Below are 26,558 nucleotides of genomic sequence, written 5' to 3'. Positions count from 1 at the left end.
GTTTTTCTTCATGCGGCCAGGCCACGCCCTTTCAGTAGCGCTTCCACGCCCGGCAGACGCCCTCTGAATGCGACATAGAGCTCTGCTGCATCCTGTGAGCCGCCAGTGGACAGGATGTGCTGCTCCAGCGCACGCGCGCGTTCGGGATCAAAGGCACTGCCCGCTTCTTCAAAGGCCTCGAAGGCATCCGCATCCATTACCTCGGACCACATGTAGCTGTAGTAGCCGCTGGAATATCCGTCACCGGAAAAAACATGCGCAAACTGGGGTGTGGCATGACGCATCCGGATGGCATCCGGCATGCCCAGCGCGTCAAGCACTTCAGCCTGTTTGGCCATAGGATCAGCTGCCGCCTCCCCTTCGTGAAAGGCCAGATCAACCAGTGCTGAGGCAACGTACTCCACGGTCTGAAACCCCATATCAAACGTTGCAGCACCCAGCACCTTGTCCAGCATTTCGCGCGGCATCGGTTCGCCTGTTTTGGCGTGAGTGGCAAACTCGCCCAGCACTTCGGGAACTTCAAGCCAGTGCTCGTACAGCTGGCTGGGCAGCTCGACGAAATCACGCGCGACGGATGTGCCGGAGACACTCTCGTAGGTCACATTTGACAACATCTGGTGTAGCGCGTGGCCAAATTCATGGAATAATGTACGGGCATCGTCGTAGGATAGCAGTGCCGGATCCGCCTTGGCGAAGTTGCAGACATTGATCACGATCGGGGTTTGAACTTGCGGGAATTTGGCCTGAGAGCGCATGGCAGAGCACCAAGCGCCGGACCGTTTCGAACCGCGTGCAAAGTAGTCACCGATGAAAACAGCCACATGTTTGCCGTCACGGGTCACGTCCCACGCACGGCAATCGGGATGGTATAGCGGCACGTCCAACGGTTCGAACTGCAACCCAAACAAACGCGTTGCACAGGCAAACGATGCCTCGATCATGCGATCCAGCTGGAAGTAGGGCTTTAGCGCTGCTTCATCCAGATCATGTTCAACCGCACGGCGCTTCTCAGCGTAGTAGCGCCAATCCCACGGTGCCAGATCACCGTTTACGCCGTCAGCCTGCATCATCTCTGTCAGCTTGGCGGCATCGGCCTTTGCCTGCGCCTTCGCAGGCTCCCAAACGTCCATCAACAATTTACGTACGGCAGCTGGCGTTTTGGCCATCTCGGTCTCAAGCTTATAGTCCGCAAAGCAGGCATAGCCCAACAACTTGGCACGTTCCTCGCGCAGCGACAGAATTTCGGCAGCGATAGCGCGATTGTCCGTTTCGCCACCATTGGCTCCTCGAGCTTCCCAAGCGCGGAACGCTTTTTCACGCAGATCGCGGCGCGGTGAAAACTGCAGGAATGGCACAATCAGCGACCGCGACAGGGTCACAACCGGACCGCCAGCCTCCTTTTCTTCCCCTGCTGCACGCGCGGCTCCGACCACAAAGTCAGGCAAGCCTTCCAAATCAGCTTCTTCTAAAGGCATGAACCAGGACCGCTCATCCGCCAGCAAATTCTGTGTGAACTGGGTCCCCAGCACTGCCAGTCGGCCTTTGATTTCCTTCATCCGCGTCTCATCCGCGCCCTCCAGCGCCGCGCCGGAACGTACAAATCCGCGGTGGGTCAGCATCAGAACACGGGCCTGCTCATCGCTCAGATCGAGGGTATCGCGCTGGTCCCAGACTGCGGCCACCCTTTCAAAAAGGGCCTTATTGCCTGAAATTTCAGCGAAGTGGGCGGCAAGCTTTGGGGAAAAGTTGCGTTGCAGATCCTCACGTTTGGGGTTGCTGTCAGCACCTGCCATCGCGAAAAACGGCCCCAAAACTTTGTCGAGCGCGTCACCCGCCGCTTCCAACGCTTCAACCGTATTGGCAAAAGTAGGCGATGCTGAATTGCTCGCGATTGCGTCAATTTCAGCGTTATGCTCTGCCAGCGCAGTATCAAGCGCGGGCGCGAAATCATCATCACTGATCTCGTCGAAGGGCGCGATGCCGAAAGGTGTGTTCCATTCGGAAAGCAGGGGGTTTGTCATGTCAGGTCTCCTTTGCGCTCAAGCTATGGGCGCAGGCATCGGGTTACAATCGCGCGCCGGAGATTCAACCGGTTCAAACGGTGCCGCAGGTCTCACAATCGGCGCGTCGCGCAATCTGTATGGAACGGTTTTCACCAAAGAGGGCATCATAGATTAGCATTTGACCGCGAGCGGCTGTACCGGCCCCTGTGATCACCTTGACCGCCTCAACGGCCATCATGGCACCCACAACGCCGGGCAAAGGCCCGACCACACCTGCTTCGGCACAACTTGGCGCAAGATGATCGGCTGGCGCTTCGGGGAATATACAACGATAGCATGGCGCACCCTTGGCGGGGTCAAACACAGACATCTGTCCTTCCCACTGGCTCAACGCGCCGGAGATCAGCGGCACAGAAGCCGAAACACAGGCCGCGTTCACCAGATACCGCGTGGCGAAGTTATCCGTACCATCCAGTACCAGATCATATTCCGCGACCAATTCGGTAGCGATGTCATCGGTCAGACGGCGGTGATAGGGCTTGACAGTCACGAAAGGGTTCTGCGTTTCCATATGCGCTTGGGCCGAGAAAACCTTGGGCGTGCCAATGTCAGCATCCTTGTGAATGACCTGTCGCTGCAAATTTGCGTTCTCAACGGTATCGTCATCGATAACGCCGATGGTGCCCACCCCTGCGGCCGCCAGATACTGCAACACAGGACTGCCAAGACCACCGGCCCCGATCACCAGAACCTTGGCATTCTTGAGCGCCTTCTGACCGGCACCTCCGACTTCCCGTAGGACGATGTGGCGGGCGTAGCGGTTCAGCTCGGTTTCCGAGAAAGCCTCTGCCTTAGCGTCAGGGTTTGCATTAGCGACCGGATCAACGGCACGTGAGCGCAGTCTTTTGAGCACCTGCAAGTACCCCGCGACCAGAACGCCAAAACCGCCGAGGATCAGCCAAGGCGCAGCACTCCCGCCCGTCGCAAGCCGGAGCGGATGCGTTTCAGGAAAAGCCACCTGAATGCCCAGCACCGCCACAAAAAGCAGCGCCAGCAACGTTGCACGCACCTCGCGCGGGATGCCAAGCCAGCCGCCCCCGAACCAGATAGCAGCAACCAAAAGCAGGACTAATAACATCACTTCACTCCGGTTGAGCCAAATCCGCTTGTGGCACGCGATGTGGCGGCCAGATCGTCACTGGTCTCGAACGTAGCCTGCACCACGGGGGCGACAACCATCTGCGCAATGCGCATACCGTGGATCACCTCGAACGGGGCGTCGCCCGCATTCTGAACGATCACACCGACAACACCGCGGTAATCACTGTCAATCGTTCCGGGCGCATTTGAAAGGGTGATGCCATGCTTCAGCGCAAGGCCGGAGCGCGGTCGGATTTGCACCTCGAACCCTTCGGGAATCTCCATTTGCAATCCAGTCGAAATCAACGCGCGTTCCATAGGGGCCAGCGCGACCGGACCGTCGGGTAAGTTTGCACGCACGTCGGCACCGGCGGCACCTGCCGTCTCATAATGTGGCAAACCCACGTCAGGATCGGCACCATCGGCCCAGCGACAGCGGATCAGGGTCACGCCACACCCAAAGCTTGCGCGATGCGGTCGGCCAGTTTTTCTGCAACGGCCTCTTTGGCCATACGCGGCCACTCCTCTGCGCCACTGTCCGTGATCAAAGTCACCGCATTTTCCGTACCACCCATGATCCCTGTTTGAGGAGAAACATCGTTCGCCACGATCCAGTCACAGCCCTTGCGATCCCGCTTGGCAGTCGCATGGGCCAGCACATCGGTTGTCTCAGCAGCAAAGCCGACCACTAGGGCTGGACGCCCGTCCGTTTTGTGGCTTACAGTTTTCAGGATGTCGGGATTTTCGGCGAAGCTGAGGACCGGCAAACCGTCTTTGGATTTCTTCAGCTTTTCCTCATGAGCGTCTTTCATGCGCCAATCAGCCACGGCGGCAGCAAAGACACCTGCATCCGCGGGCAAAGCCGCTTCGACGGCGTCAAGCATTTCCCGCGCGGTCTGCACCCGCACAACTTCAACGCCTTCAGGTGGGGGTACGTCAGCCGGTCCGGTGACGAAAACCACATGTGCGCCCAGCGCTGCCAATGCCCGCGCGATTGCCGTGCCCTGTGCCCCGGACGAACGATTGGCGATGTAGCGCACAGGATCGATGGGTTCATGGGTCGGACCGGATGTCACAAGGATCCGCTTTCCTGTGAGCGGTCCATTTGCGACCGCCTTTTCGACTGCCGCGGCAATCTCAAGCGGTTCTGACATACGACCGGGACCGAACTCGCCGCAGGCCATGTCGCCTTCATTCGGGCCTACGACCGTAATACCGTCTGATTTCAAAGTCTTGAGGTTACGCTGGGTGGCGGCATGATCCCACATGCGCACATTCATCGCAGGAACGATCATCACCGGCGTGTCCGTGGCCAACAGCAGGGTCGAGGCCAGATCATTTGCATGTCCCTGCGCCATCTTCGCCATCAGGTCCGCTGTCGCAGGGGCTACAACAACCAGATCCGCAACGCGGCTAAGTTGGATATGCCCCATCTCGGCCTCGTCCCCGAGATCGAACAGATCGCGGAAGACCTTGGTGCCGGCCAAGGCGGAAACCGAAAGAGGTGTGACAAATTCTTCGCCCGCGCGTGTCAAGACCGGTGTGACCGTGGCCCCGCGTTCGCGCAAACGCCGGATCAGATCAAGCGACTTGAACGCTGCAATCCCTCCGCCGATAATCAGCAAAATATGCTTTCCTGACAGCCCCATAGCGCCCTCATATCCCTTGTTTTGCAAGAGCATAGGACGCAATGCGGACTTGTGCCAGCCCTCTAGCGGCCCAGGGTCAGTTTAAGAAATGAAGGACTTCACGAGATTGGCCTTCGAGAGACTTGCGCATCTTGATAAACGCCGCCGCTTCAAGCTGGCGCACACGCTCTTTCGAGAGCTTCAATTCCGTACCGAGGCTTTCCAGCGTACGTGGCTGATCGCGCAATTTGCGTTCGCGTACGATGAACTGTTCGCGTTCATTCAATTCCTGCATGGAGGACAAAAGCCACGCACGAAGTTGCTCTGTATCATGGCTTTCCTCAACCCGCTCTGCGGCTTGTGCGCTGTCATCGACAAGCGCATCAATCCATTCGCGACCTTCGTCTTCGGTCGATTGGGTGGCGTTCAAGGAATAGTCGGAGCCGGACAGACGCCCTTCCATCATCTCGACATCATGCAGCGGAACACCGATTTCGGTCGAGATCATCTGGCGCAGCTGATGCTTGTCCAACGTTTCTCCCACTGCGGCGGCTTCACGTTCCAGACGGGCCTGTACGCGACGCATATTAAAGAACAGGGATTTTTGAGAAGAGGTCGAACCGGTACGGACCATCGACCAGTTGCGCATGACGTGGTCCTGAATGCTCGCCTTGATCCACCAGACAGCATATGTCGAGAACCGAACTCCGCGATCAGGATCGAACTTGTCAGCCGCCTTCATCAGACCCAACCCAGCTTCCTGAATAAGGTCATTCATCGGCGCGCCATACCGCTTGAATTTGCCTGCCATAGAGATAGCCAAACGCATGTAAGCGGTGATCAGACGGTGCAGCGCGGCCTCGTCACGTTCATCACGCCAGGCGTAGGCCAGTTTCAATTCGGTTTCCGCATCCAGCAGTTCTGCTTTCATCGCGGTACGGGTGAGTGAAAATTCGCGTGCTGTCTGCAAAGCCATATTCTGTTTTTCCCTGAACCTCCGGCCTGTCTTGTGACTGACCTTTGGGTTCTATACGCAGAGCGGGCAGTTCTGGTTCCGAAAAAAGATGGAAAAAATGTTACCGCAGCGTTCGTTTGTATTGGGAGGCGCATCGTCCGGCAAATCGCTTTGGGCGGAGCAACTGACGGAAAGCTACGGTTTATCAATGATCTACCTCGCGACCGGACAGGCCTTTGATGATGAAGGGCAGGCACGCATAAAAAATCACCAAAAAAGACGCGATCATCGTTGGCAAACGATTGAGGCACCACTTGATGTTGGTGGGGTACTGGACGGGCTGACACCGGAAAACGTTGTGCTGGTCGACTGTGCTACGATGTGGTTGAGCAATCATATGCTGGCGGAAAACAAACTTGATCAGGCGCAGAACGATCTGCGCGAAGCGCTGCGCAGATGCGCCGCGCCGTGGGTGGTTGTTTCGAATGAAGTCGGACAAGGGATAGTGCCTGACAACGCCCTTGCCCGCCAGTTTCGTGAAGCGCAGGGGGCACTGAATATCATGCTCGCATCCGAGGCGACACTGGCCGTACAAGTGATTGCGGGATTGCCATTGGTTTTAAAAGGTACGCTGCCATGACGGTTTGGCATTGGGTCCGACATGGGCCAACCCATGAAAAGAACTTTGTCGGTTGGCGCGATGTCCCTGCCGATCTTTCTGACAAAGAACAAATCTCACGCTTGCGTGCCCACCTGCCAGCGCAGGCAAAGATCATCTCTTCCGATTTGATCCGCTGCGTCACCACTGCTGATGTAGTGATGGGCGCGGACCATCACCGCCTGCCCCATGACCCGGGGCTGCGCGAGATCGACTTTGGCATATGGGATGGTATGCATTTCAAAGATGTTGCAGATCGCGATCCGGAACTTTCCCGCGCCTTTTGGGAGAAACCAGGGGACATTGCAGCCCCTGATGGTGAAAGCTGGAACCAGACGGCAGCGCGGGTGAACCGGGTGATTGACGCACTGAACGAAGAACATGCGGATGCCCATATCATCGCTGTCGCCCATTTCGGTGTGATCCTCACGCAGGTACAGCGCGCCATGGCGGTCGGCGCGTATCAGGCGATGTCACATAAAATTGACAACTTTTCCGTCACAACCCTCTCTCATGATAACGGAAAGTGGCAGGTGCACGGCATCAATCACCTCCCGTGATCTACCCCCGCACAAATTTCAATTTGCGCGAATTGGGGAAATCCGCATAGCGTCACGGCCATGACATATGACCTTTATATCGGCGATCGTACCTTCTCCAGCTGGTCCTTGCGGGGCTGGCTGATGATGGAGAAATTCAACCTGCCTTACCGCGCCCATCTGGTCGGCCTTTACAGCGGCACGATGGCGCAGGAACTGGCCGCGCTTGCACCTGCGCGGCTTGTGCCCGCCATGCGCACGCCGGAAGGCACAGTGGTTGGCGAAAGCATCGCGATGGCCGAGACATTGGCAGAGAGACATCCCGAAATCGCGATGTGGCCAACGGATCCCGCAGCGCGCGCAACTGCGCGTTGGATCAGCGCAGAAATGTGTGCCGGTTTCTCCAGTTTGCGCGGCTCCTGCCCTATGCAGTTGCAACATGTGAATACCGGTTTTGCAGTAAGCGCCGAGGTGCAAACAGATCTCGACCGCCTGCAAACCCTTTGGCAGCACGCTCAAGAAATGCGGACAGAAGACGGCCCATGGTTGTTTGGAACATATTCATTGGCCGATGCGTTTTTCGCCCCGGTCGCGGCACGGATTGTCGGATATGATCTGCCGGTAAACGAGCGCGCACAGGTTTATTGTGAAACGACGCTGAACGATGCCGCATTCAAGGCATGGCGGGCAGAGGGACAAAAAGTAACCTACGATCCCTTCCCCTATGATTTCGGCGTGCCAACACGCCCATGGCCTGTGGCGTGACAGCTGATCTTCGTTAACTAAACCTAAACAATCCTTACCTAAGCCTGACTTCGGACCAGTGTTCGAAGGACAGGCAGGTATGGTATCACGCGCCTATACGGTAGCATTCCAAGGCGTTGAGGCGCGAATGGTTGAGGTGCAATGCGCTGTGACACCCGGTTTGCCCGCTTTTTCCATTGTAGGATTGGCAGACAAAGCCGTGTCCGAAGCCCGTGACCGGGTGCGCACTGCGCTTACCTCTATGGCGATTGCATTGCCGTCCAAGCGGATCACAGTGAATCTCAGCCCGGCAGATCTGCCCAAAGAAGGTAGTCATTTTGATCTGCCTATCGCCTTCGCCCTGCTCGCGGCCCTCGACATCCTGCCAGATGACATCACGCAAGGGGTGGTCGCATTGGGAGAACTGTCGCTTGATGGGACACTGGTTCCGGTGGTCGGTGCCCTGCCCGCCGCGATGGCCGCTGCCGAACAGGGGCGCAGTCTGCTCTGTCCAATCGGTTCGGGTGCCGAAGCTGCGTGGGTTGGGGATGCGCAAGTGATCGGGGCAGCGTCGCTCGGTGACGTTGTGCGACATTATACCGGACAGGTTCCGCTTGATCCTGCCCTGCCGGGCGAGGTTACCCTTGACCCACAGGCCCGTGATCTGCGCGAGGTAAGGGGACAAGAACGCGCCAAACGTGCGCTTGAAATTGCAGCGGCTGGTCGCCACCATCTGATGTTTGTAGGCACACCAGGGTCCGGTAAAAGTATGCTCGCCGCGCGGTTGCCTTCAATCCTGCCCCCCCTCACGGCGAGCGAAGCACTTGATACCTCGATGATCCACTCCCTTGCCGGATTGCTGGACGAGGGCGGCATTTCCCGTAGCCGCCCCTTCCGCGAACCTCACCACACTGCCTCAATGGCTGCTATTATCGGGGGCGGGCGGCAAGCCAAACCGGGTGAAGTCAGCCTCGCGCATAATGGCGTGTTATTCATGGACGAGTTTCCAGAATTCCCACGCACTGTGCTTGAAACCTTGCGCCAGCCGATTGAAACCGGAGAGGTCATGATCGCCCGCGCGAATGCACATGTGAAGTATCCCTGTAAGTTCATGCTGGTCGCCGCAGCGAACCCGTGCAAATGCGGATACCTTTCCGACCCTGCACGGGCCTGCGCGCGTGTCCCGCAATGTGGCGAAGACTACATGGGGCGCATTTCCGGCCCGTTGATGGATCGCTTCGATCTGCGTGTGGATGTGCCCCCCGTTGCTTTCAGCGATCTGGACTTACCTGCCAGCGGTGCCACTTCTGCCGAAGTCGCTGCCCGCGTCGCTGATGCACGCGCGATCCAGCTGGCGCGATTTGAAGGGCAAAAAGGCATGCGGGTCAACGCGGACGCCGAAGGGGATATGCTTGAACAAATTGCCACACCGGATGCCGATGCACGCGCACTTTTGACCCGCGTGGCAGAGCGTTTTCATCTCTCCGCGCGGGGGTATCACCGTGTGATCCGGGTGGCGCGTACCATTGCCGATCTTGACGCGTCCGAACAGGTCCGCAAACCTCACATCGCCGAAGCGGTCAGCTTTCGTTTGCCTGCACCAGTACTTGCCTGATCCAGACCGCCAAACTGTCGAGCGTTTGACGTGCTTCAGGCAGAATGTTGTGGAAAATCGGCCAGACGTGCGGAAGATCACGCTCTTCTACAAAGGTTGTCTTTACGCCTGCATTTTTCAGCAACTGCACCATCCGGCGACTGTCATCACAGAGTATTTCTGTGTCGCCAGCGGTGATCCATACAGGCGGCGCGCCCTCAAAACGGCCTTCAATCGGGCTGGCCTTTGGATCGGCTGCGCTGTGGCCCGACATGTAAAGTTCGGCCATCGCATGCGCACGTTCAGCAGGAAGCACCGCGTCAATTGCTGCGTTCTTTGTGAAGCTCTCACCTGAATAACTGAGGTCAGTCAGAGGTGAAAAGCAGAAGACACCAGCAGGAAGCGCCGCTTTATCCGCCAACAATTGCGCCAGCAATGACAGAACCAAAGCGCCACCCGCGCTGTCACCACCGATAACGATGCGCGACGGGGAAACACCCGATTGCAACAATCCATCCCAAGCGGCCCTGACATCATCAAACGCACCCGGGAACGGTGTCTCGGGGGCAAGACGATAACGGGGTAACACGGCTCTCAATCCCAATGAACGCCCCAGCGTTGCAACCATCGCCGCGTGCGTCTTGGGCGAACCGAAGACAAATCCGCCGCCATGAATGTAAAGCAGAACAGCATCGTCTCGAAAGTCTACTGGCACAATCTCAAGCGCATCTACGCGTTGCTGGCCGGCTTCAAGGACCTGCCATTGCATCTGCGTTCCGCGGGGCGCATGAAACAAGAACTTTGCGCTTCTACTGAACTGCCGCCGCAGATCATCCGGCTTTTTGGCGCGCGCCATCTTTGGTCGCTCGATCCGACGCAACCACCCGCTTAACAAACGCGCCCTGACGCTCATGTGCGGCGGGCTTCAATAACTTCCCAAATTTTGGCCGCGATGTTCACATCATCAAACCGCTCAAGTTCCTGAATGCCGGTGGGAGATGTGACGTTGATTTCCGTGAGATAATCACCGATTACATCGATCCCGACAAAAATCTGCCCCTTTTCCTTTAAGAGCGGGCCTATTTTCGCGCAAATCTCAAGATCACGTTCGGTCAGGCCGATTTTTTCGGGGCGCCCGCCTACGTGCATGTTTGACCGTGTCTCCCCTTCGGCTGGCACACGGTTGATTGCGCCGACCGGTTCGCCGTCAACCAGAATAACCCGTTTGTCGCCTTTGGACACATCCGGCAAAAACTTCTGGACAATAAGAGGCTCGCGGGAAAAACCGGTGAACAGCTCATGAAGCGATGTCAGGTTGCGATCTTGGGTATCGAGACGGAAAACGCCCGCACCACCATTCCCGTAAAGCGGTTTGAGGATGACATCGCCGTGCTTGACTTTGAACGCCTTGATCGTGTCCAAATCGCGAGCGATCGTCGTCGGGGGCGTCAGGTTAGGAAAATCCAGAACCAGTAGTTTTTCAGGATAGTTGCGCACCCAAAACGGATCATTCACGACCAAAGTGGTGGCTGCCAACCTATCGAGCAGATGCGTCGACGTGATGTAGTGCATATCGAACGGGGGGTCCTGCCGCAGCCAGACAACATCGAAATCCGCAAGATCAACTTCGACCTCCGGCTCCATATGGACGTGATCGCCTTGGACACGCTGAACCGTGAAAGGCTGGCCCTTGGCAGTGATCCGCCCCTCTTGGTAAGCCAGCTTGTCTGGGGAATAGAAGAACAGCGAATGCCCGCGCGCCTGTGCTTCTTCCGCCAGTCGAAAGCTGCTGTCGGCGTTGATATTCACGTCCCCGATAGGGTCCATCTGAAAGGCAATCTTCATGGCTTTATCCTTGCTGCGTGCCTCTTAGATGGCGCAGCAGGATGCCGTGTGCAATGGGTCAGCTTTACGCAAAAGCGTTTTCGATGATCTGCACGTCGCCGATCCCATCAACCAGTGCGACGTCAATTCTCATGTCTGTCAGGCATCCCATTGGTTCGTTTCCGATGAATTCTTCGGCAGAATGGCAGATGCGTTGAATCTGACGCGCCGAAAGGCTTTGAGCAGCGCGGGCCAAGGATTTGCTTTGCTTGACCTCTACAAAAATTAATGTTGCGCCATCGCGTACGATAAGGTCGATCTCCCCTCCCTTTCCGCGCCACCGTCGCCGTGCAATGGTAAATCCACGGCGCTCGTAGTCCTGTGCAATGCGATGTTCAGCAGCAAGTCCGGCATGAAACGAGGCACGTCCACGATGATACCCTTGATCTGTCATTTGTCGTTTCTCCCCAAAGCCAAGGCGGTTTGGTAAACTTGCCGTCGCGGCAGATCGTGAGCACGGGCCACCAGATCGGCCGCATCGCGCACTGACATATCTTGCAGCGCACGGCGCAACTCGGCTTCTAGATCAATTTGATTAAGGGATTCTGAATGTCCGCGGTCGATCAGAACGACAATTTCGCCCTTGGTCGATGTGTTTGTGTAATGCTCGGCCAATTCCGCAAGTGTCCCCCGGCGAACCTCCTCGAACTTTTTGGTCAACTCCCGACACACCGCTGCCTTCCGGTCACCGCCCAGCACAGCGCTGGCATCAGATAGCATCGCGCCAAGGCGTTTAGGTGATTCGTAAAAAGCCAGCGTTCCTGTTACGCCCGCCAGAGGTTCCAAAGCGGTGCGGCGTGCTGTTTTTGCATTTGGCAGAAAACCCGCGAAAAAGAATGCGTCAGTCGGCAACCCTGCGAGCACAAGTGCTGTCAGCACCGCGGACGGCCCCGGCGCACAGGTGACAGGAATATTCTCGGCCCGCGCAAGTCGGGACAATTCAAAGCCCGGATCCGCTATCAATGGCATGCCCGCTTCAGAGGCATAGACCACAGATTTGCCACCGCGCACCTCTTCCACCAGCCGTTTTTGCACGCCCTCGCCCGTATGATCGTGCAGCGCGATGATCCGCCGGTCGCGCAGTGGAACTGCGTGAATATCCATCAGCTTTCGCAAGGATCGTGTGTCTTCTGCGACCAGCACATCTGCGCTGGCAAGAACATCCAAAGCCCGCAATGTAATGTCGCGTGCAGTGCCAATCGGCACGCCGACAAAGTACAATCCCGCCTGTAGCGGCACCATTTGATAATTCATACTGGACCCGCCATTCCCACTCTCTATTATCACTCAACAGTGACACGGTGTGGGTTCACCGTCTGAACCACTGGGGGAGTGAGTACAAGATGTTTGCGTTTTTCAAAGCCGGCCGCAAGAAATTGCGGCTTTTGGTATTGCCTGTTTTTGCGTTGATGGTGGCGGCCTGTGATCCTGCCGCCTTGGGAGGGCTTGCGAATTCCGGCGGCCCCAAACTTGACGCAAATGCTCCTGTGCCCGTGGCTCTTCTTGTTCCCCGTGGCGGCACAGCGAGCGATAACCTGCTCGCCCAGAACATCGAAAACGCAGCGCGTCTGGCAATGCGTGACCTGAATGGCGTTAAAATCGACCTGCGTGTGTATGGCACAGCAGGAAATGCAGGCACCGCATCGAGCATGGCTGCGCAAGCGGTAAGCGAGGGTGCCAAGATCATTCTGGGTCCGGTCTACGGAGAATCTGCGAACGCTGCGGGCGTAGCCGCGTCGAGCGCGGGCGTTAACGTACTGGCGTTCTCAAACAATCCCACGATTGCGGGCGGAAACGTCTTTATTCTGGGGCCAACTTTTGCCAACACCGCCAACCGTCTTGTCGGATACGCAAAGCGGGCGGGCAAAGACCGTATCGTCGTCCTGCACGCCAATGACATCGCCGGACAGCTGGGCCGCAACGCGATCCAGCAGGCAATATCTGCAAGTGGCGCTACTCTGGCAGGTAATGTCGAGTATGCCTTGAGCCAGGAAGCAGTGACCGCCGCTGTGCCACGTGTAAAAGCAGCGGTTGATGGTGCCGGAGCCAATGCAGTATTCCTGACAACCTCATCCGCCAGCGCGCTGCCCCTCTTTGCCGAGATGCTGCCCAGCGCGGGTGTAAATCCGGCCTCAACGCAGTTCATCGGCCTGACACGGTGGGACATTCCGGCACAGACGCTGAGCCTGCCGGGTGTGCAGGGCGGATGGTTTGCACTGCCTGACCCTGGTGCTTCTTCGGCCTTCACACAGAAATACCGGGGGGCATACGGCTCTGATCCGCATCCGTTGGCCGGTCTCGGCTTTGACGGCATTGCGGCAATCGGTGCTTTGGCCAAAACCGGTAGGTCCAATGCATTGACCGGTGCATCCCTGACCCAAGGCGCAGGTTTTCGCGGTGCCAGCGGCATCTTCCGTCTGCGCAAGGACGGAACGAACGAACGCGGGCTGGCCGTTGCCACAATCCGCAATAAATCTGTTGTCGTGATCGAAGGCGCACCGCAGGCCTTTGGCGGAGCCGGATTCTAGGAATTGGCTAAGCTTGCACATTCAACGCCAAACACAGGCGCGGTTGAAACACCGCGCCTGATTTGTGAGGCACAGCTGATTTTTGATCAGGATGCTGTCGAACGCGACCTCGAAAAGGCGTGCGAAGATGTAGCGGAAGGCGACAGGCGCGCTGCCGCCGTCGCGGTTCTGCAACAAGCACAAAAAAGCGGGCGGGCCCAGATCGCTACCAGCTTTGCCGCGGCTCCATTCGATGCCCGCGGGATGACGCGCGCCTACACTTATCTGACTGACCATCTTGTCCGCTCCACTTTGCAGTTCGCGTCTCAAGTGCTGCACCCCAAGCCAAATCCCACCGAGGGGGAGCGGCTGAGCGTGATCGGGGTCGGTGGGTATGGCCGGGGAGAGATGGCACCTTTCTCAGATGTCGATCTGCTATTTTTAATCCCGTACAAAGCGACCGCGTGGTCCGAAAGTGTGATCGAGAGCATGCTTTATATGCTGTGGGATCTCAAACTGAAAGTTGGCCACTCTACCCGGACAATCAAAGACTGCGTGCGGCTGGGGGCCGAGGATTATACCATCCAGACGGCCCTGCTAGAGCATCGTTATATCTGCGGTGCAGTTGAGCTTGAGCAGGAACTGACCAAAGCGCTTGATGCTGATCTTTTCTCGGGCAATGGCCGCGAGTTTATCGAGGCCAAGCTAGAAGAACGTGACCGCCGGCATGAGAAGCAGGGGCAGCGCTATGTGGTGGAACCGAACGTTAAAGAGGGCAAAGGCGGTCTGCGGGATCTGCATTCGTTGTTCTGGATCGCCAAGTTTATCTACAAAGTCGACCGCATCGCAGAGCTGGTGGACAAAGGTGTATTCCGTCCCGAAGAGTACGAAACATTTGCCGAAGCCGAAGACTTCCTTTGGGCTGTGCGTGGGCATCTTCATCTTCTGACGAACCGCGCGACCGAACAGCTTACATTTGATATGCAGGCGCAGGTCGCACAGGCGATGGGGTATGAAGACATACGCGGACGTCGCGGTGTCGAAATATTCATGCAGACCTTCTTTCTGCATGCGACGACTGTCGGCGACCTGACCCGCATTTTCCTGACGAACCTCGAGGCGGTCCACTTGAAGGCGGAGCCTTTGCTGGAGCGGATTTTCCGCCGCCGACCAAGGATCAAGGCTGGCTACATCGTTGTTCATAATCGCATAGCGATCGAAGACGATGAAGCCTTCCTCTCCGACAAGCTGAACCTCTTGCGCATATTCGAAGAAGCTTTGCGGACCGGCATGTTGATCCATCCTGATGCCATGCGCCTGATTAAGGCGAATTTGCATCTGATCGACGACGCCATGCGAACCAATGCCGAAGCGCAACGGATTTTCTTTGATCTGCTGCTCAAACACGGAAACCCCGAACGTGCGCTGCGCCGCATGAACGAGCTGGGTATCCTGTCGGCATTTGTACCCGAATTCGAAAACATCGTCGCGATGATGCAATTCAACATGTATCACAGCTATACCGTTGACGAACACACAATCCAGACCATCGCCACACTGGCAATGATCGAGAAGAACGAGCTTGAAGAAGAGCTGCCCGTCGCGTCCTCCATCCTGAAACGGGGTGTGAACCGCAAAGTACTCTACACAGCGCTGCTGCTGCATGACATCGCAAAGGGCCGACCGGAAGATCATTCTATTCTTGGCGCAAAAATGGTGCGAAGCATCGCGCCGCGATTGGGGCTGAAGCAGGAAGACACCGACACGGTTGAGTGGCTGGTACGGTACCACCTGCTGATGTCCGACATGGCGCAAAAACGGGACATCGCCGATCCGCGCACGGTGCGGGACTTTGCCAAGGCTGTGCAGACAGTCAAACGGCTCGATCTGCTGTGCGTGCTGACCGTCTGCGATATTCGCGGTGTCGGCCCGAACACGTGGAACAACTGGAAGGCAGTTCTGATCCGTGCGCTGTATCGCCAGACCAAGCGTGCGCTTGAAACAGGGTTGGAAGACCTGAATCGTGACAACCGCGGAGCAGAGGCGAAAAAAGCGCTCCGCGAAGCGCTGAGCGATTGGCCGCGCAAGGCGCTCCAGACCGAAACTGCTCGCCATTACGATCCGTATTGGCAGGGTTTGCACGTCACAGCCCATGTCGCATTTGCCGAGTTGCTTCGCGATATCGGGGAAGGCGAAATCCGCATTGACCTGCATCCGGATGAAGACCGCGACGCAACCCGCGCCTGTTTTGTTATGGCGGACCATCCGGGCATCTTTTCGCGGCTTGCAGGTGCGCTCGCTCTGGTTGGGGCGAATGTGGTCGACGCGCGCAGCTACACCACCAAAGACGGCTTTATCACGGATGCGTTCTGGATTCAGGACGCCGAAGGCAATGCATATGAGGCCAGCCGTCTGCCGCGCCTGCGCCAAATGATCGCAAAGACGCTTAAGGGCGAAGTGGTGGCCCGCGACGCACTGAAATCGCGTGATAAAATTAAAAAGCGTGAGAAGGCGTTTCGGGTACCGACGCATATCACCTTTGATAACGACGGGTCCGAAATCTATACGATCATCGAAGTGGATACCCGCGACCGCCCCGGCTTGCTTTACGATCTGGCGCGCAGTCTTGCCGATTCAAACGTCTATATCGCCAATGCCGTGATCGCCACTTACGGTGCTCAGGTTGTAGATACATTTTACGTTAAGGATATGTTCGGCCTGAAGTACCACTCCGAAAGCAAGCAAAAGACGCTGGAGAAGCGTCTTCGTCAGGCGATTGCAGATGGTGTGGAGCGGGCTGAGGAATAAGGTCGGTCAACATTTTCGCCGGCGGATGCCCCGCGCTATTCCCTGATAACGGCGAATGCCCGCAAGGGTTTGATGATCCAGATTGCACGCAAGGGCTGTGCAGGCTATGGCAAGTCAACTGACCTGCGCGAGTCTCCCGAATGAAACCTATCCGCCTCATGTCCGGTTTTTTCACCGTCGGCGTCTGGACCCTGCTGAGCCGGGTACTGGGTTTCGTGCGTGAGATGTTGCTTTTATCCCTGATCGGGCCGGGGCCTGTCATGGATGCCTTTGTCGCCGCCTTCCGCCTGCCAAACATGTTCCGGCGTTTCTTCGCCGAAGGTGCATTTAACGCAGCCTTTGTCCCGATGTTCTCCAAAAAGCTCGAAGGCGAAGAAGGTGCTGGAAAGTTCGCACAGGATGCCTTTAGCGGCCTTGCACTTGTTGTGCTGCTGTTGGTCGGCCTTGGCATGGTCTTTATGCCTGCCTTCGTCTGGCTTACCGCCGAAGGTTTTTCAGGCGATGCAAGGTTCGATCTGACTGTCGACTACGGGCGGGTCGTCTTTCCCTACATCCTGTTTATGTCTCTGGCGGCTCTGTTCTCGGGCATATTGAATGCAACAGGCCGCTTTGCCGTCGCGGCAGCGGCTCCTGTGTTGCTGAACGTCTTTGTTCTGACCGCGATGCTGCTTGGGACCTATCTGGGCGGTGAGGTTATAATCTGGCTGATCTGGTCCATCCCGCTCGCGGGGCTGGCACAATTGGCGCTCACATGGCGTGCTGCGGCCGAGGCCGGTTTCGTCCTGCGTCCTGCCCGCCCCCGCTGGACACCCGACATGCGGGCGATGATTGTTATTGCCCTGCCCGCCGCGATGGCCTCCGGCGTGATGCAGATCAACCTTGTCGTCGGGCAACTGGTGGCGAGCCAGTATGAAAACGCGGTCTCGTGGCTTTTTGCAGCAGACAGGCTGTATCAACTGCCACTGGGTGTCGTCGGCATTGCCGTGGGTGTTGTACTGCTGCCTGACCTGTCGCGCCGGCTCCAGGCGGGTGACGACCAGGGCGCGCGCAATGCGCTCAGCCGTGCTGCGGAAATCTCGCTGGCGCTGACTATTCCATCCGCCGTGGCTCTAATGGTGATTCCGCAAACTTTGGTCTCCGTCCTATTCGAGAGGGGTGCCTCCGGCGTGGATGACACCGCAGCGATTGCCGCGGCAGTGGCGGTCTATGCGCTTGGACTGCCAGCCTTTGTGCTTCAGAAAATCTTGCAGCCCATCTATTTCGCCCGCGAAGATACCCGCCGTCCGTTCTATTTCGCAATTGTCGCGATGATTGTGAACGTCGTGCTGGCTGTGGGTCTGGCACCCTATATCGGATGGATATCGCCCGCGATTGCAGCCACGGTTGCGGGCTGGGTCATGGTACTTTGCCTGTTTGTCGGTTCGCGCAAGTACGGGCAGGCTGTCCGCTTTGATGACCGGTTCCGCAAGCGCATCTGGCGAATAGTATTTGCCGCAGCCCTTATGGGCGTCGCATTGGTTATCGGAAACGCGATGCTTGAAATCCTGCTCAATACGCCATGGTGGCGGGTGCTGGGATTGATCGCACTTGTCGCAATAGGGGCAGTCAGCTTCTTCGGATCGGCACAGGTGTTGGGTGCCGTCAGTATTTCGGAAATCAAAGGCAGTTTGCGCCGCCGTTGAGCCCCACGCGCCATTAACGCCGCCTGAGACTGTCGCGCACGCGGGCCCATTCGCCCGGGGCCAGTAGAAAACACAGGCCAAACCCCAGAAAGAAGCCGATAAGCTCGGCAACCCACTGGGTTCCTACTTCGAAAAAGACGCCCCAGATCAATTGGATACCCATCAAAAAGGCGATTAGCGAAAAGGCGCGGTACTGCTGTGTGCCTGTGCCCGCAAGCTGTCGCCACATCACAAAAGAATACCCGCCGATCAACCCGTAGACACCGGGGTAGGCACCGACCAACCACGCCGGATCATCCAAAAGCACCGCATATAAAACAGCGCCGCCAGCACTTGCCGTGACAAAGATCGCAGCGAAGGTCAGCTGTCCCATGGCTTCGGCGACCAGCTTGCCCAGCGCCAACAGCAGCACCATAGCAAAAAGCGCATGCGTAAAGCCGAGATGAATAAAGGGATAGGTAATGGCGCGGATAACCTCGGTGAATGGCCAAACGCCGTTCCCCATCATCCAGTCGAAAATCTGCCCTGAAAAACCGTAATCGCGGATAAGGCCCAAACGCCAGCCAACGGCCCCTGGCCCGCCAATCAATCCGGCCTCGCCCAGCGACAATCCCGCTTCGACGCCCGCGATGGCGATAAATGTCAGCGTGACAACGGGCGGCAGAGGGTTGACCGGTGGCTGAAAGTCTGGGTCTTGCATGGGCCGTATTCCTTGTCATTGCTTGACGATGCCAAGCCCTAGAGTTACGCCGCTGACAGCCAACAATCCAGCCCCAGAGGTCTGCCTCATGTCTGATACCAAATTCACCCCCCGCGTCTTTTCCGGCATCCAGCCGTCAGGCGATCTTCACCTTGGAAACTACCTTGGTGCGATCCAAGGTTTTGTTAGGATGCAGGAGCAGGACATCGAGACAGTTTACTGCATGGTCGACATGCACGCGATTACGGTCTGGCAGGATCCAAAGGATCTGGCGCACAGCACGCGGGAACTTGCCGCAGGCTTTATCGCAAGCGGTATCAGTCCTGAGAAATCCATACTGATCAATCAGAGCCAGGTGCCCGAGCATGCACAGCTCGCGTGGATCTTTAACTGTGTGGCCCGCATGGGATGGATGGGCCGCATGACCCAGTGGAAGGACAAGGCCGGCAAGAATGCCGAGGCCGCATCGCTGGGCCTGTTCGCCTATCCCGCGCTGATGGCGGCGGATATTCTGATTTATCACGCCACACAGGTACCTGTGGGCGAGGACCAGAAACAGCACCTTGAACTGACGCGCGACATTGCCGCCAAGTTCAACCATGACTACGGGGTGGATTTCTTTCCGATCACGGAGCCGGTTATCGAAGGCGCAGCAACGCGAGTGATGTCCCTGCGTGACGGGTCCAAAAAGATGTCAAAGTCTGATCCGTCTGACGCATCCCGCATCAACATGACTGATGACGCTGACACCATCGCCAAGAAAATCCGTAAGGCCAAGACCGACCCGGATGCGCTGCCCTCTGAGGCCGCAGGATTGGCAGAAAGGCCGGAAGCACGCAATCTGGTTAACATCTATGCCGCGCTGAACGAGCAAAGCGTTGACGACGTTCTCGCCGAAGTGGGCGGTCAGCAGTTCGGGACGTTCAAGCCCCTGCTTGCAGAACTTGCCGTTGCAAAGCTCGCCCCCATCTCGACCGAGATGGCGCGGTTGATGGCTGACCCGACGGAGATCGACCGCATACTGGCGCGTGGTGCTATGCAAGCACGCGAGATCACAGCACCAATCCTGCAGAAAACTTACGAAATCGTCGGGATGGTCCGTTAAGCCAGCGCCCGCCCGAAGGTCCAGCTTAAGCGGCACCGCACAGAACCTCTGCGTTTGCGCCAATTGTGCAAGCGCAGAGATAAGATCACCTTTGCTTTAAGCAAAACGGAGATCTGTATGTCATCTATCCATCCAAGCGTCGGCCATGTCCATTTGCGCGTCGCCGACCTCGACCGCGCAATCGGGTTTTACCGCGACCTTTTGGGCTTTGCGGTGACCGCCCGTTATGCAGATGCCGCTGCGTTTCTGGGTGCCGGAGGGTATCACCATCACATCGGGCTGAATACGTGGGACAGTAAAGGGGCGACGGCGCCACCTGCCGGACATACCGGCCTTTACCATGCGGCGTTCCTCTACCCTGACCGGCCGTCGCTGGCCCGAGTTCTGCGCCGGGTTTTGGATGCAGGCATCACACTGGACGGCGCGGCGGATCACGGGGTGAGCGAAGCGGTCTATTTGCGTGATCCAGATCAGAACGGCGTGGAGCTATACCGTGACAGACCACAGGCGGACTGGCCGGTTGATAAGACTGGCGGGCTTAAAATGACCAATGCGCCACTGGATGTTGCGGCTTTGCTAGCCGAGGCAGAGCAGGCGTAAGGTGGGATATCCGCCACCGTTGGGCCATGGACAATCCACCGCCCCTGCGTCATTTTCCGACTGAATACGAGCGGAGCATCACAATGAGCACTGGCTTTTTCTGGGACGAACGCTGCTTCTGGCATGGGGGTGGCAATTATGCCGCGACATTGCCAATAGGCGGGTTGGTCCAACCCCTTGCGGCAGGCGGGTTGCCCGAAAGCCCCGAGACAAAACGCAGACTGAAAAATCTGATGGATGTCACGGGACTGTCAGCACAACTTGATATGCGAACCGCACCTGAAGCGACCCGAGAGATGCTGGAACGCATTCACCCCGCCAGTTATCTGGACGCTTTCAAAGCGACTTCCGATGCAGGCGGGGGCGAGCTTGGGCATCACACGCCGTTTGCCCAAGGGGGATATGAGATAGCAACGCTGTCTGCCGGTCTTGCCGTCGCCGCCGTTGATGCGGTTGCCAGTGGTGCGTTGGGCAACGCCTATGCGCTCAGCAGGCCGCCCGGCCATCATTGCACAGCTGACGAGCCTATGGGATTCTGCCTGCTTGCAAATATTGCCATCGCAATCGAAGCGGCGCGCGCCAAAGGTCTTGTGAACCGTGTCGCCGTGCTGGACTGGGATGTGCATCATGGCAACGGGACACAATCCATCTTCTACGACCGGTCTGATGTTCTCACGATTTCATTGCATCAGCACAGCAACTATCCGCTGAACAGTGGCATGGTCGAAGAGCGCGGCACCGGCGACGGCGCAGGTTATGCGATTAACCTGCCCATGCACGCGGGCAGCGGTCACACCGCCTATCTTCATGCGCTGGACCGCGTGGTGATCCCTGCACTTGAGGCGTATCAACCCGACATGATTGTTGTCGCCTGTGGGTATGACGCGGCAAGTGTCGACCCGCTCGCGCGCATGCAGGCCACTGCCGAGACGTTCTCGGTGATGACCCATAAGATCAAAGACACCGCTGCACGTCTGTGTGACGGCAAGTTGGTAATGGTGCATGAAGGCGGATATTCCGAAGTCTACGTGCCGTTCTGTGGGCATGCAGTCATGACCGCGCTGTCCGGAAGTGATATCCACGCGGCTGACCCGATGGCCGACGTCCTGCACCAGCGCCAACCCGCCCCTGAATTTGATGCTTTCCTGCGCCAGTCTATTGACGCAATGGCACTAGAACTGGACCTTTAAACCAATGCCAGACCCCAATCACGACGCCTTTCACTTCCTGCAAACACGCCGGTCACGCCCCGCCAAAACGTTGGGTTTGCCTGTGCCCGATAGAGATACACTCTTGCCGCTCCTGACCGCAGCAGCACGGACGCCGGATCACGGCAAGCTGGAGCCGTGGCGTTTCATCGTAGTGCAGCAAGCCGCCATGCCAAAGCTGGCAAACATCGCACAGCAACGCGGCGAGGCCTTAGGTCTGGATGCGGAGCAGATCAAAAAAGGTCGCGGACAATTTGACCAAGGTGCGCTCGCTGTTGTCGTGGTCGAAGTGCAAAAGCCCTCCCCCAAGATCCCGCCGCTTGAGCAAACCTATAGCACCGGTGCCGTCTGTCTGGCTTTGCTAAATGCCGCGCTTGCTGCGGGTTGGGGCGCGAATTGGCTTAGCGGCTGGGCATCGCATGACCGCGAATTCATGACGCAAGCTTTTGATCTTGCGCCAAATGAACGCATTGCAGGCATCATTCACATCGGCACCGAAACATCCGCGCCGCCCGAACGTCCGCGCCCTGATATTAACGAGATGACGACATGGCTCTCGGACTGATTTTTCGTTCTTTCCTGTTGGCGCTTGGGCAGTTGTCTGATCCACGATTCCGGCGTGTTTTTCTGCTGGGGATCGTGCTGGCGCTGGCTTTGCTAATCGGTTTCACTGCGGCCTTTGCGTGGTTCACCGACTGGATCACACCCGATGCGATCTGGGTGCCTATTTTGGGCGAGGTTCAGTGGATTGACGACCTGCTGTCTTGGGGTGCTGTGTTCTTGCTGCTTGGTCTGTCGGTTTTTCTGATGATACCGGTAGCGTCCGCGATCACCTCGATGTTTCTTGATGAAGTGGCAGAAGCGGTCGAGCTAAAGCACTATCCGAACCTGCCAGCCACCACGCCTGTTCCCCTTGGCGATGCTATTCGCGATACGATCAACTTCCTTGGTGTATTACTCGGTGCCAATATTCTGGCAATCATCCTTTATGTAATGTTTGCGCCTGCGGCCCTGTTCATCTTTTGGGGGCTGAACGGTTTCCTGCTAGGGCGGGAATACTTCACCATGGTCGCGATACGCTGGGTCGGTCGGGTTGAGGCCAAGCAACTGCGCAAACGCCATATCGGCCCGATCTGGGCCGCCGGCGTTTTGATGGCGATGCCACTATCGGTGCCGCTTTTGAACCTGATCGTGCCAATCCTGGGCGCGGCCACCTTTACCCATCTATATCACGGCCTGACCACGCGCCCGCACGGAACCAGCTCTCAACGTCATCCACGCTGATCCATTCGGACAGAATGATTGTTGCGATAATCGCCCATAGAATGCAGGCGATGATCGTGGTCCATATCGCCTTCTTCTTCAGGTGATGATGCTCGGGTGAGCCGGCGTGGGTGCCGGGCACTACGTCGTCCAGATCACCTTGCGTCTCAACGCGGATTGGCAGCGCGATAAGGAATACCATCGACCAAATGACAGCAAACAGGACAAGGCCCGAAGTGATACCCATGGCTCAGACCTGCTCCAGCTCAACCAGTGCGCCGTTAAAATCCTTGGGGTGAAGGAACAATACCGGCTTGCCGTGCGCGCCGATCTTGGGCTCTCCGGTACCAAGGACCCGTGCACCGGTGCTCTTGAGGTGATCGCGGGCTGCGATGATATCCTCTACCTCATAGCAAATGTGGTGAATGCCGCCTGAAGGGTTCTTGTCAAGGAAGCCCTGAATGGGGCTGTCATCACCAAGTGGATACAGCAGCTCGATTTTGGTGTTTGGAAGCTCGATAAAGATCACCGTAACGCCGTGGTCGGGCTCGTCCTGCGCGGGACCGACATTTGCGCCAAGCGCGTTGCGATATTGGTCTGCTGCGGCCTCAAGATCAGGCACGGCAATGGCGACATGGTTCAGGCGGCCAATCATCTGGTGTTCCTTCGGTATGATAAGTTGCGCCCGCTTATGCCCCCAAGAAAGATGAAGAGCAATGCGGCACGTTAACCAGCTGTTAGCCACCCTTGAGTAACCATGACTTCAGAAACCTGGAGGCTATTATGGATACCACTGACCCTTTTGCGGCCAATATCCCCGCGCCCACCGCAGCACGCCCTTTGTTGGGACTGACCGTGCTTGTTGTCGAAGACAGCCGTTTCGCTTGTGAGGCGCTGCGCCTTTTGTGCCTGAAATCCGGTGCGCGTATCCGGCGCGCGGATTGCCTGCGCTCCGCACGGCGGCATTTCAGGGTCTACCGCCCCTCTGTTGTTGTGATTGATCTTGGGTTGCCAGACGGCAACGGTACCGACCTCATCGAAGAACTGAACGAAGCCTCACCGCGCGTCGATGGTATTCTTGCCATATCCGGCGATCCCCACCTTGAGGCCGCCGCGATGGCTGCCGGTGCGGACAGTTTCATGGAAAAGCCCATCACATCGCTTGGCGTATTTCAGGACAAAATCCTGACCATGCTGCCCGCTGAAAGACGCCCCAAGGGACCCCGCACCATCGACACCACCACGGTCGCCCCTGACAGGTTGGCCTTTCAGGATGATATGGCCCATATCGCAGATGTATTGGACGATCATATCACAGGCCACACGCTTGATTATGTGGCGCAATTTCTAAGCGGTGTTGCCCGGTCTGCCGACGACCCCGCATTGGAAGACGCTGCAAAAGCGCTGGCCGAGAAACGCGCGCTGGGGAAAACCGCTGCGTCGGAAACGGCGCGGATAGCGGGCTTGATCCAGCACCGCCTTGCAGAACGTATCGCGATCTAGCAGTGGTCGGATGACCGAAACAAGCGACCTGTCTTTTAGGCTGGCAATTAAAGCGACGGATCGTCGGCTGCGCGTACCAATTGGGTCAGATCTCCCAACCGCTCACGCTGTTGTCCGTCTGCGTCAAAATTGCCCGGTGCGAGCCATGCTTCGAACGCTTCTTTCAACGCAGGCCACTCGCGATCGATCACGGCGAACCACGCGGTATCCCGATTGCGTCCTTTCACAACGGCGGCCTGCCGGAATACACCTTCGAAACTGAAACCCAACCGCTGCGCTGCGCGACGTGACGGCGCATTCAAAGCGTTACACTTCCATTCATAGCGGCGATATCCGGCATCAAAGGCCCATTTCATCATCAGATACATCGCATCGGTCGCAGCCGGTGTGCGCTGTAGCGCAGGGGAAAAAGTGATGTAACCCACTTCAATTGAACCTGCCTCGGGGGATATCCTGAGGAAGCTGGCAAGCCCTTCCCATTGATCACTTTGTTTGTTCCGGATCGCGTAGAAATACGGATCAGCCTGTCCTGCGTGGTCGCGCACCCACCGGTGGTATTGCGACGCTGACGAAAACGGCCCGTTCGGCATATAATCCCAAAGAGAGTCGTGACCGGCGAAGGCACGAAACAACAAGGCCGCGTGCTTTTCTGCCGAAAGTGGTTCCAGCTCTGCGTAGCGCCCTTGGAGCACCTCACCGTCAGGCACGGGAGGAGGCCGCCAATCCGGCAGCTCAGCGCCAAGAGGGCGGGATGTGGGTCTATCCGAACACATAATCGGGACGTTAAGCGTAACGTCGCCTCGCGCCTAGTCCAAAAATCGACGGTATCCCTTTGGTATTAAACCAATCCTGAAATTTTCTGCGTATTTCAGGGCAGCAGATTGGGATCATTTCCCATATCAAGACCCGGGAATATACGGCGTTCAAATACAGATCGGTCTAGGCCCGTCAGTCCACGCATTATCCATGCCGCAGGGGCGCGCACATCCTGCGTCGGCATCAGGTCGCGCTCTTGGTAAAGCGCTCCCGCACCGACGCCCGGCCAACGGCCATGCACCTGCCCTCCCCGCACAGCACCGCCCGCCATGAGCATCAGTCCGCCCGTCCCGTGATCTGTTCCGCCAGTTCCGTTTTCGCGCGCGGTGCGGCCGAACTCTGTCATCGCGATCAAGGCTGTCTTGCCCCAGACCTGCTCACCCAAATCTGATTTCAACGTTGAAATCGTCTGCGCTAGCCGCTCCAGCGATCTGCTCAAAACCCGTTCTTGTGATCTGTGCGTATCCCAACCGTTCAACGAAAATGCTGCAACCCGCGCTGATCCGCGAAGCCGGGATGCCACAAACCGGGCAACTTTCATGTGCGACTGGCCGCCGGTCTTATTTGGCCCCTCCGCCGACAGCATTTCCGCTTCGGCCAACGCCGCGTGCATCTCCGGGTCTTCTTCCATTACCAACTCGGCCAGCCGCTGTGTCTGTGCGCTCAGCTTGAGATTGGCATCGGGCGTCCAGTTGGCCACTGGCGCGTCCCCGTTGAGAAGCCGCAAATCGTTGTTTCCAATCGCAAAAGCCGTATCCGCACGAATATCCGGCACCTCTTGAAGCATCCGGTTCAACCAGCCATCACGCACACCGCCTGATAAACGTTCCGTCCCCGCTTCGAGCATGTCCTGCCCGTCGAAGTGGCTCCGCTTGTTGCGGTAAGGTGTTGAGACAGCGTGAACAAAACCAAGCTGCTGCCGTCGCCACAATGGCATAAGTGTTGCCAAAGCGGGATGCAGGGTGAAATACCCGTCCAGATCTGGGCCGCGTTCCGATGCGGAAAGTCCTGGCCGCAGTGCGGCATAAGCAGGGTCGCCGGTGGGGCGGACCACATCTAGCCCGTCCATGCCCCCACGCAAAATAATTACAATCAACCGCGTGTCCCAAGGTGCGCTGGCTAGGGTCACTGGCGTCAGCAATGGGCTCGCCGCAAGGGAGCACCCCAGAAGGCCAGCTTTCCCAAGAAATCCACGCCGCGTGAATTGATCTGTCATCATTT

General features: G+C 57.5%; 27 protein-coding genes. 13 read left to right on the top strand and 14 right to left on the bottom strand.

Going from position 1 to position 26,558, the window contains the following annotated elements; all coding sequences use genetic code 11:
- Positions 1-8: 8 nt before the first annotated feature.
- The 5 genes from Z946_RS0110500 to Z946_RS0110480 all read right to left on the bottom strand — a co-directional run bounded on the left by Z946_RS0110500 (position 9) and on the right by Z946_RS0110480 (position 5,747).
- A complete protein-coding gene (locus Z946_RS0110500; RefSeq protein ID WP_025055692.1) occupies positions 9-2,021 on the bottom strand; it encodes a M3 family metallopeptidase in 2,013 nt (670 codons plus the stop codon).
- A gap of 73 nt (positions 2,022-2,094) precedes the next feature.
- Positions 2,095-3,141: a HesA/MoeB/ThiF family protein gene (locus Z946_RS0110495; RefSeq protein WP_025055691.1), complete on the bottom strand. Its 1,047-nt coding sequence runs from the start codon at positions 3,139-3,141 to the stop codon at positions 2,095-2,097.
- Complete coding sequence (gene dut, locus Z946_RS0110490; RefSeq protein ID WP_025055690.1) at positions 3,141-3,593, bottom strand: dUTP diphosphatase; 453 nt, start codon at positions 3,591-3,593, stop codon at positions 3,141-3,143. The genes Z946_RS0110495 and dut overlap by 1 nt, the downstream gene beginning before the upstream one ends.
- The gene (gene coaBC, locus Z946_RS0110485) at positions 3,590-4,825 is read right to left on the bottom strand and encodes a bifunctional phosphopantothenoylcysteine decarboxylase/phosphopantothenate--cysteine ligase CoaBC (RefSeq protein WP_241461324.1); all 1,236 of its coding nucleotides are present in this window, start codon (positions 4,823-4,825) and stop codon (positions 3,590-3,592) included. Before coaBC ends, dut begins: the two co-directional genes overlap by 4 nt.
- A gap of 43 nt (positions 4,826-4,868) precedes the next feature.
- On the bottom strand, positions 4,869-5,747 hold the full coding sequence (locus Z946_RS0110480; RefSeq protein ID WP_025055688.1) for an RNA polymerase factor sigma-32: 879 nt from the start codon (positions 5,745-5,747) through the stop codon (positions 4,869-4,871).
- An 88-nt stretch (positions 5,748-5,835) separates the two neighbouring features.
- On the opposite strand from Z946_RS0110480, the gene cobU reads away from it, so the two are divergent.
- From cobU to Z946_RS0110460, 4 genes are all read left to right on the top strand, one after another.
- On the top strand, positions 5,836-6,366 hold the full coding sequence (cobU, locus tag Z946_RS0110475) for a bifunctional adenosylcobinamide kinase/adenosylcobinamide-phosphate guanylyltransferase (RefSeq protein ID WP_311733214.1): 531 nt from the start codon (positions 5,836-5,838) through the stop codon (positions 6,364-6,366).
- Positions 6,363-6,944 (top strand): histidine phosphatase family protein, encoded by a 582-nt coding sequence (locus Z946_RS0110470; protein ID WP_025055686.1) that lies wholly within the window; start codon positions 6,363-6,365, stop codon positions 6,942-6,944. Before cobU ends, Z946_RS0110470 begins: the two co-directional genes overlap by 4 nt.
- 60 nt (positions 6,945-7,004) lie before the next feature.
- Entirely contained in the window at positions 7,005-7,688 is a 684-nt protein-coding gene (locus Z946_RS0110465) for a glutathione S-transferase (RefSeq protein ID WP_025055685.1), read from the top strand.
- A 79-nt stretch (positions 7,689-7,767) separates the two neighbouring features.
- Complete coding sequence (locus Z946_RS0110460; RefSeq protein ID WP_025055684.1) at positions 7,768-9,282, top strand: YifB family Mg chelatase-like AAA ATPase; 1,515 nt, start codon at positions 7,768-7,770, stop codon at positions 9,280-9,282.
- On the opposite strand, the gene Z946_RS0110455 is transcribed toward Z946_RS0110460, so the two are convergent.
- The 4 genes from Z946_RS0110455 to rsmI form a co-directional block, all read right to left on the bottom strand.
- A complete protein-coding gene (locus Z946_RS0110455; RefSeq protein WP_241461323.1) occupies positions 9,248-10,117 on the bottom strand; it encodes an alpha/beta hydrolase in 870 nt (289 codons plus the stop codon). The genes Z946_RS0110460 and Z946_RS0110455 overlap by 35 nt on opposite strands.
- Positions 10,118-10,170: 53 nt before the next feature.
- The gene (gene gshB / locus Z946_RS0110450; RefSeq protein ID WP_025055682.1) at positions 10,171-11,106 is read right to left on the bottom strand and encodes a glutathione synthase; all 936 of its coding nucleotides are present in this window, start codon (positions 11,104-11,106) and stop codon (positions 10,171-10,173) included.
- Positions 11,107-11,170: 64 nt separating this feature from the next.
- Positions 11,171-11,539: a YraN family protein gene (locus Z946_RS0110445; protein ID WP_025055681.1), complete on the bottom strand. Its 369-nt coding sequence runs from the start codon at positions 11,537-11,539 to the stop codon at positions 11,171-11,173.
- Positions 11,536-12,399 (bottom strand): 16S rRNA (cytidine(1402)-2'-O)-methyltransferase, encoded by an 864-nt coding sequence (gene rsmI, locus Z946_RS0110440; protein WP_025055680.1) that lies wholly within the window; start codon positions 12,397-12,399, stop codon positions 11,536-11,538. The genes Z946_RS0110445 and rsmI overlap by 4 nt, the downstream gene beginning before the upstream one ends.
- A gap of 89 nt (positions 12,400-12,488) precedes the next feature.
- Here rsmI and Z946_RS0110435 point away from each other — a divergent pair, with 89 nt between their 5' ends.
- From Z946_RS0110435 to murJ, 3 genes are all read left to right on the top strand, one after another.
- Positions 12,489-13,673 (top strand): penicillin-binding protein activator, encoded by a 1,185-nt coding sequence (locus Z946_RS0110435; RefSeq protein WP_025055679.1) that lies wholly within the window; start codon positions 12,489-12,491, stop codon positions 13,671-13,673.
- 57 nt (positions 13,674-13,730) lie between these two features.
- Positions 13,731-16,460, top strand: coding sequence for a [protein-PII] uridylyltransferase (locus Z946_RS0110430; RefSeq protein ID WP_037969610.1), 2,730 nt, complete (start codon positions 13,731-13,733; stop codon positions 16,458-16,460).
- Positions 16,461-16,600: 140 nt separating this feature from the next.
- On the top strand, positions 16,601-18,142 hold the full coding sequence (gene murJ, locus Z946_RS0110425) for a murein biosynthesis integral membrane protein MurJ (RefSeq protein ID WP_025055677.1): 1,542 nt from the start codon (positions 16,601-16,603) through the stop codon (positions 18,140-18,142).
- Positions 18,143-18,155: 13 nt separating this feature from the next.
- Here murJ and Z946_RS0110420 read toward each other — a convergent pair whose 3' ends face one another.
- Positions 18,156-18,842 (bottom strand): rhomboid family intramembrane serine protease, encoded by a 687-nt coding sequence (locus Z946_RS0110420; RefSeq protein WP_025055676.1) that lies wholly within the window; start codon positions 18,840-18,842, stop codon positions 18,156-18,158.
- An 88-nt stretch (positions 18,843-18,930) separates the two neighbouring features.
- Between Z946_RS0110420 and trpS the strand changes: the two genes are divergently transcribed.
- From trpS to Z946_RS0110395, 5 genes are all read left to right on the top strand, one after another.
- A complete protein-coding gene (gene trpS, locus Z946_RS0110415; RefSeq protein WP_025055675.1) occupies positions 18,931-19,947 on the top strand; it encodes a tryptophan--tRNA ligase in 1,017 nt (338 codons plus the stop codon).
- 117 nt (positions 19,948-20,064) lie between these two features.
- Positions 20,065-20,547, top strand: a complete 483-nt coding sequence (locus Z946_RS0110410; RefSeq protein ID WP_025055674.1) for a VOC family protein — start codon at positions 20,065-20,067, stop codon at positions 20,545-20,547.
- An 83-nt stretch (positions 20,548-20,630) separates the two neighbouring features.
- Positions 20,631-21,737, top strand: a complete 1,107-nt coding sequence (locus Z946_RS0110405; RefSeq protein WP_025055673.1) for a class II histone deacetylase — start codon at positions 20,631-20,633, stop codon at positions 21,735-21,737.
- A gap of 4 nt (positions 21,738-21,741) precedes the next feature.
- A complete protein-coding gene (locus Z946_RS0110400) occupies positions 21,742-22,320 on the top strand; it encodes a nitroreductase family protein (RefSeq protein WP_025055672.1) in 579 nt (192 codons plus the stop codon).
- Entirely contained in the window at positions 22,305-23,039 is a 735-nt protein-coding gene (locus tag Z946_RS0110395; protein ID WP_037969171.1) for an EI24 domain-containing protein, read from the top strand. Before Z946_RS0110400 ends, Z946_RS0110395 begins: the two co-directional genes overlap by 16 nt.
- Here the strand turns inward: Z946_RS0110395 and Z946_RS0110390 are convergent.
- Together Z946_RS0110390 and mce are read right to left on the bottom strand one after the other, a co-directional pair.
- Positions 22,972-23,265 (bottom strand): DUF1467 family protein, encoded by a 294-nt coding sequence (locus Z946_RS0110390; protein ID WP_025055670.1) that lies wholly within the window; start codon positions 23,263-23,265, stop codon positions 22,972-22,974. The genes Z946_RS0110395 and Z946_RS0110390 overlap by 68 nt on opposite strands.
- A gap of 3 nt (positions 23,266-23,268) precedes the next feature.
- The gene (mce, locus tag Z946_RS0110385) at positions 23,269-23,673 is read right to left on the bottom strand and encodes a methylmalonyl-CoA epimerase (RefSeq protein WP_025055669.1); all 405 of its coding nucleotides are present in this window, start codon (positions 23,671-23,673) and stop codon (positions 23,269-23,271) included.
- A gap of 128 nt (positions 23,674-23,801) precedes the next feature.
- Here mce and Z946_RS0110380 point away from each other — a divergent pair, with 128 nt between their 5' ends.
- Positions 23,802-24,521, top strand: coding sequence for a response regulator (locus Z946_RS0110380; protein ID WP_025055668.1), 720 nt, complete (start codon positions 23,802-23,804; stop codon positions 24,519-24,521).
- Positions 24,522-24,568: 47 nt separating this feature from the next.
- Here Z946_RS0110380 and Z946_RS0110375 read toward each other — a convergent pair whose 3' ends face one another.
- Positions 24,569-25,294 carry a GNAT family N-acetyltransferase gene (locus Z946_RS0110375; RefSeq protein WP_025055667.1) on the bottom strand — a complete coding sequence of 242 codons (726 nt, stop codon included), beginning with the start codon at positions 25,292-25,294 and terminating at the stop codon, positions 24,569-24,571.
- Positions 25,295-25,389: 95 nt separating this feature from the next.
- The gene (locus tag Z946_RS0110370) at positions 25,390-26,553 is read right to left on the bottom strand and encodes a DUF1501 domain-containing protein (protein ID WP_025055666.1); all 1,164 of its coding nucleotides are present in this window, start codon (positions 26,551-26,553) and stop codon (positions 25,390-25,392) included.
- Positions 26,554-26,558 lie beyond the last annotated feature (5 nt).

This window comes from Sulfitobacter noctilucicola, from assembly GCF_000622385.1.
Lineage (GTDB): Bacteria > Pseudomonadota > Alphaproteobacteria > Rhodobacterales > Rhodobacteraceae > Sulfitobacter > Sulfitobacter noctilucicola.
The sequence above is the reverse complement of the archived record's forward strand: the minus strand, read 5'-3'. Positions and strand labels throughout refer to the sequence as shown.

What these genes read in the sequence shown, in the direction of transcription:
- Z946_RS0110500 (WP_025055692.1), bottom strand. Translation starts at nt 2,021, where the DNA reads ATGACAAACCCCCTGCTTTCCGAATGGAACACACCTTTCGGCATCGCG.
- Z946_RS0110495 (WP_025055691.1), bottom strand. Translation starts at nt 3,141, where the DNA reads ATGTTATTAGTCCTGCTTTTGGTTGCTGCTATCTGGTTCGGGGGCGGC.
- coaBC (WP_241461324.1), bottom strand. Translation starts at nt 4,825, where the DNA reads ATGCTCTTGCAAAACAAGGGATATGAGGGCGCTATGGGGCTGTCAGGA.
- Z946_RS0110480 (WP_025055688.1), bottom strand. Translation starts at nt 5,747, where the DNA reads ATGGCTTTGCAGACAGCACGCGAATTTTCACTCACCCGTACCGCGATG.
- cobU (WP_311733214.1), top strand. Translation starts at nt 5,836, where the DNA reads ATGGAAAAAATGTTACCGCAGCGTTCGTTTGTATTGGGAGGCGCATCG.
- Z946_RS0110470 (WP_025055686.1), top strand. Translation starts at nt 6,363, where the DNA reads ATGACGGTTTGGCATTGGGTCCGACATGGGCCAACCCATGAAAAGAAC.
- Z946_RS0110465 (WP_025055685.1), top strand. Translation starts at nt 7,005, where the DNA reads ATGACATATGACCTTTATATCGGCGATCGTACCTTCTCCAGCTGGTCC.
- Z946_RS0110460 (WP_025055684.1), top strand. Translation starts at nt 7,768, where the DNA reads ATGGTATCACGCGCCTATACGGTAGCATTCCAAGGCGTTGAGGCGCGA.
- Z946_RS0110455 (WP_241461323.1), bottom strand. Translation starts at nt 10,117, where the DNA reads ATGGCGCGCGCCAAAAAGCCGGATGATCTGCGGCGGCAGTTCAGTAGA.
- gshB (WP_025055682.1), bottom strand. Translation starts at nt 11,106, where the DNA reads ATGAAGATTGCCTTTCAGATGGACCCTATCGGGGACGTGAATATCAAC.
- Z946_RS0110445 (WP_025055681.1), bottom strand. Translation starts at nt 11,539, where the DNA reads ATGACAGATCAAGGGTATCATCGTGGACGTGCCTCGTTTCATGCCGGA.
- rsmI (WP_025055680.1), bottom strand. Translation starts at nt 12,399, where the DNA reads ATGAATTATCAAATGGTGCCGCTACAGGCGGGATTGTACTTTGTCGGC.
- Z946_RS0110435 (WP_025055679.1), top strand. Translation starts at nt 12,489, where the DNA reads ATGTTTGCGTTTTTCAAAGCCGGCCGCAAGAAATTGCGGCTTTTGGTA.
- murJ (WP_025055677.1), top strand. Translation starts at nt 16,601, where the DNA reads ATGAAACCTATCCGCCTCATGTCCGGTTTTTTCACCGTCGGCGTCTGG.
- Z946_RS0110420 (WP_025055676.1), bottom strand. Translation starts at nt 18,842, where the DNA reads ATGCAAGACCCAGACTTTCAGCCACCGGTCAACCCTCTGCCGCCCGTT.
- trpS (WP_025055675.1), top strand. Translation starts at nt 18,931, where the DNA reads ATGTCTGATACCAAATTCACCCCCCGCGTCTTTTCCGGCATCCAGCCG.
- Z946_RS0110410 (WP_025055674.1), top strand. Translation starts at nt 20,065, where the DNA reads ATGTCATCTATCCATCCAAGCGTCGGCCATGTCCATTTGCGCGTCGCC.
- Z946_RS0110405 (WP_025055673.1), top strand. Translation starts at nt 20,631, where the DNA reads ATGAGCACTGGCTTTTTCTGGGACGAACGCTGCTTCTGGCATGGGGGT.
- Z946_RS0110400 (WP_025055672.1), top strand. Translation starts at nt 21,742, where the DNA reads ATGCCAGACCCCAATCACGACGCCTTTCACTTCCTGCAAACACGCCGG.
- Z946_RS0110395 (WP_037969171.1), top strand. Translation starts at nt 22,305, where the DNA reads ATGGCTCTCGGACTGATTTTTCGTTCTTTCCTGTTGGCGCTTGGGCAG.
- Z946_RS0110390 (WP_025055670.1), bottom strand. Translation starts at nt 23,265, where the DNA reads ATGGGTATCACTTCGGGCCTTGTCCTGTTTGCTGTCATTTGGTCGATG.
- mce (WP_025055669.1), bottom strand. Translation starts at nt 23,673, where the DNA reads ATGATTGGCCGCCTGAACCATGTCGCCATTGCCGTGCCTGATCTTGAG.
- Z946_RS0110380 (WP_025055668.1), top strand. Translation starts at nt 23,802, where the DNA reads ATGGATACCACTGACCCTTTTGCGGCCAATATCCCCGCGCCCACCGCA.
- Z946_RS0110375 (WP_025055667.1), bottom strand. Translation starts at nt 25,294, where the DNA reads ATGTGTTCGGATAGACCCACATCCCGCCCTCTTGGCGCTGAGCTGCCG.
- Z946_RS0110370 (WP_025055666.1), bottom strand. Translation starts at nt 26,553, where the DNA reads ATGACAGATCAATTCACGCGGCGTGGATTTCTTGGGAAAGCTGGCCTT.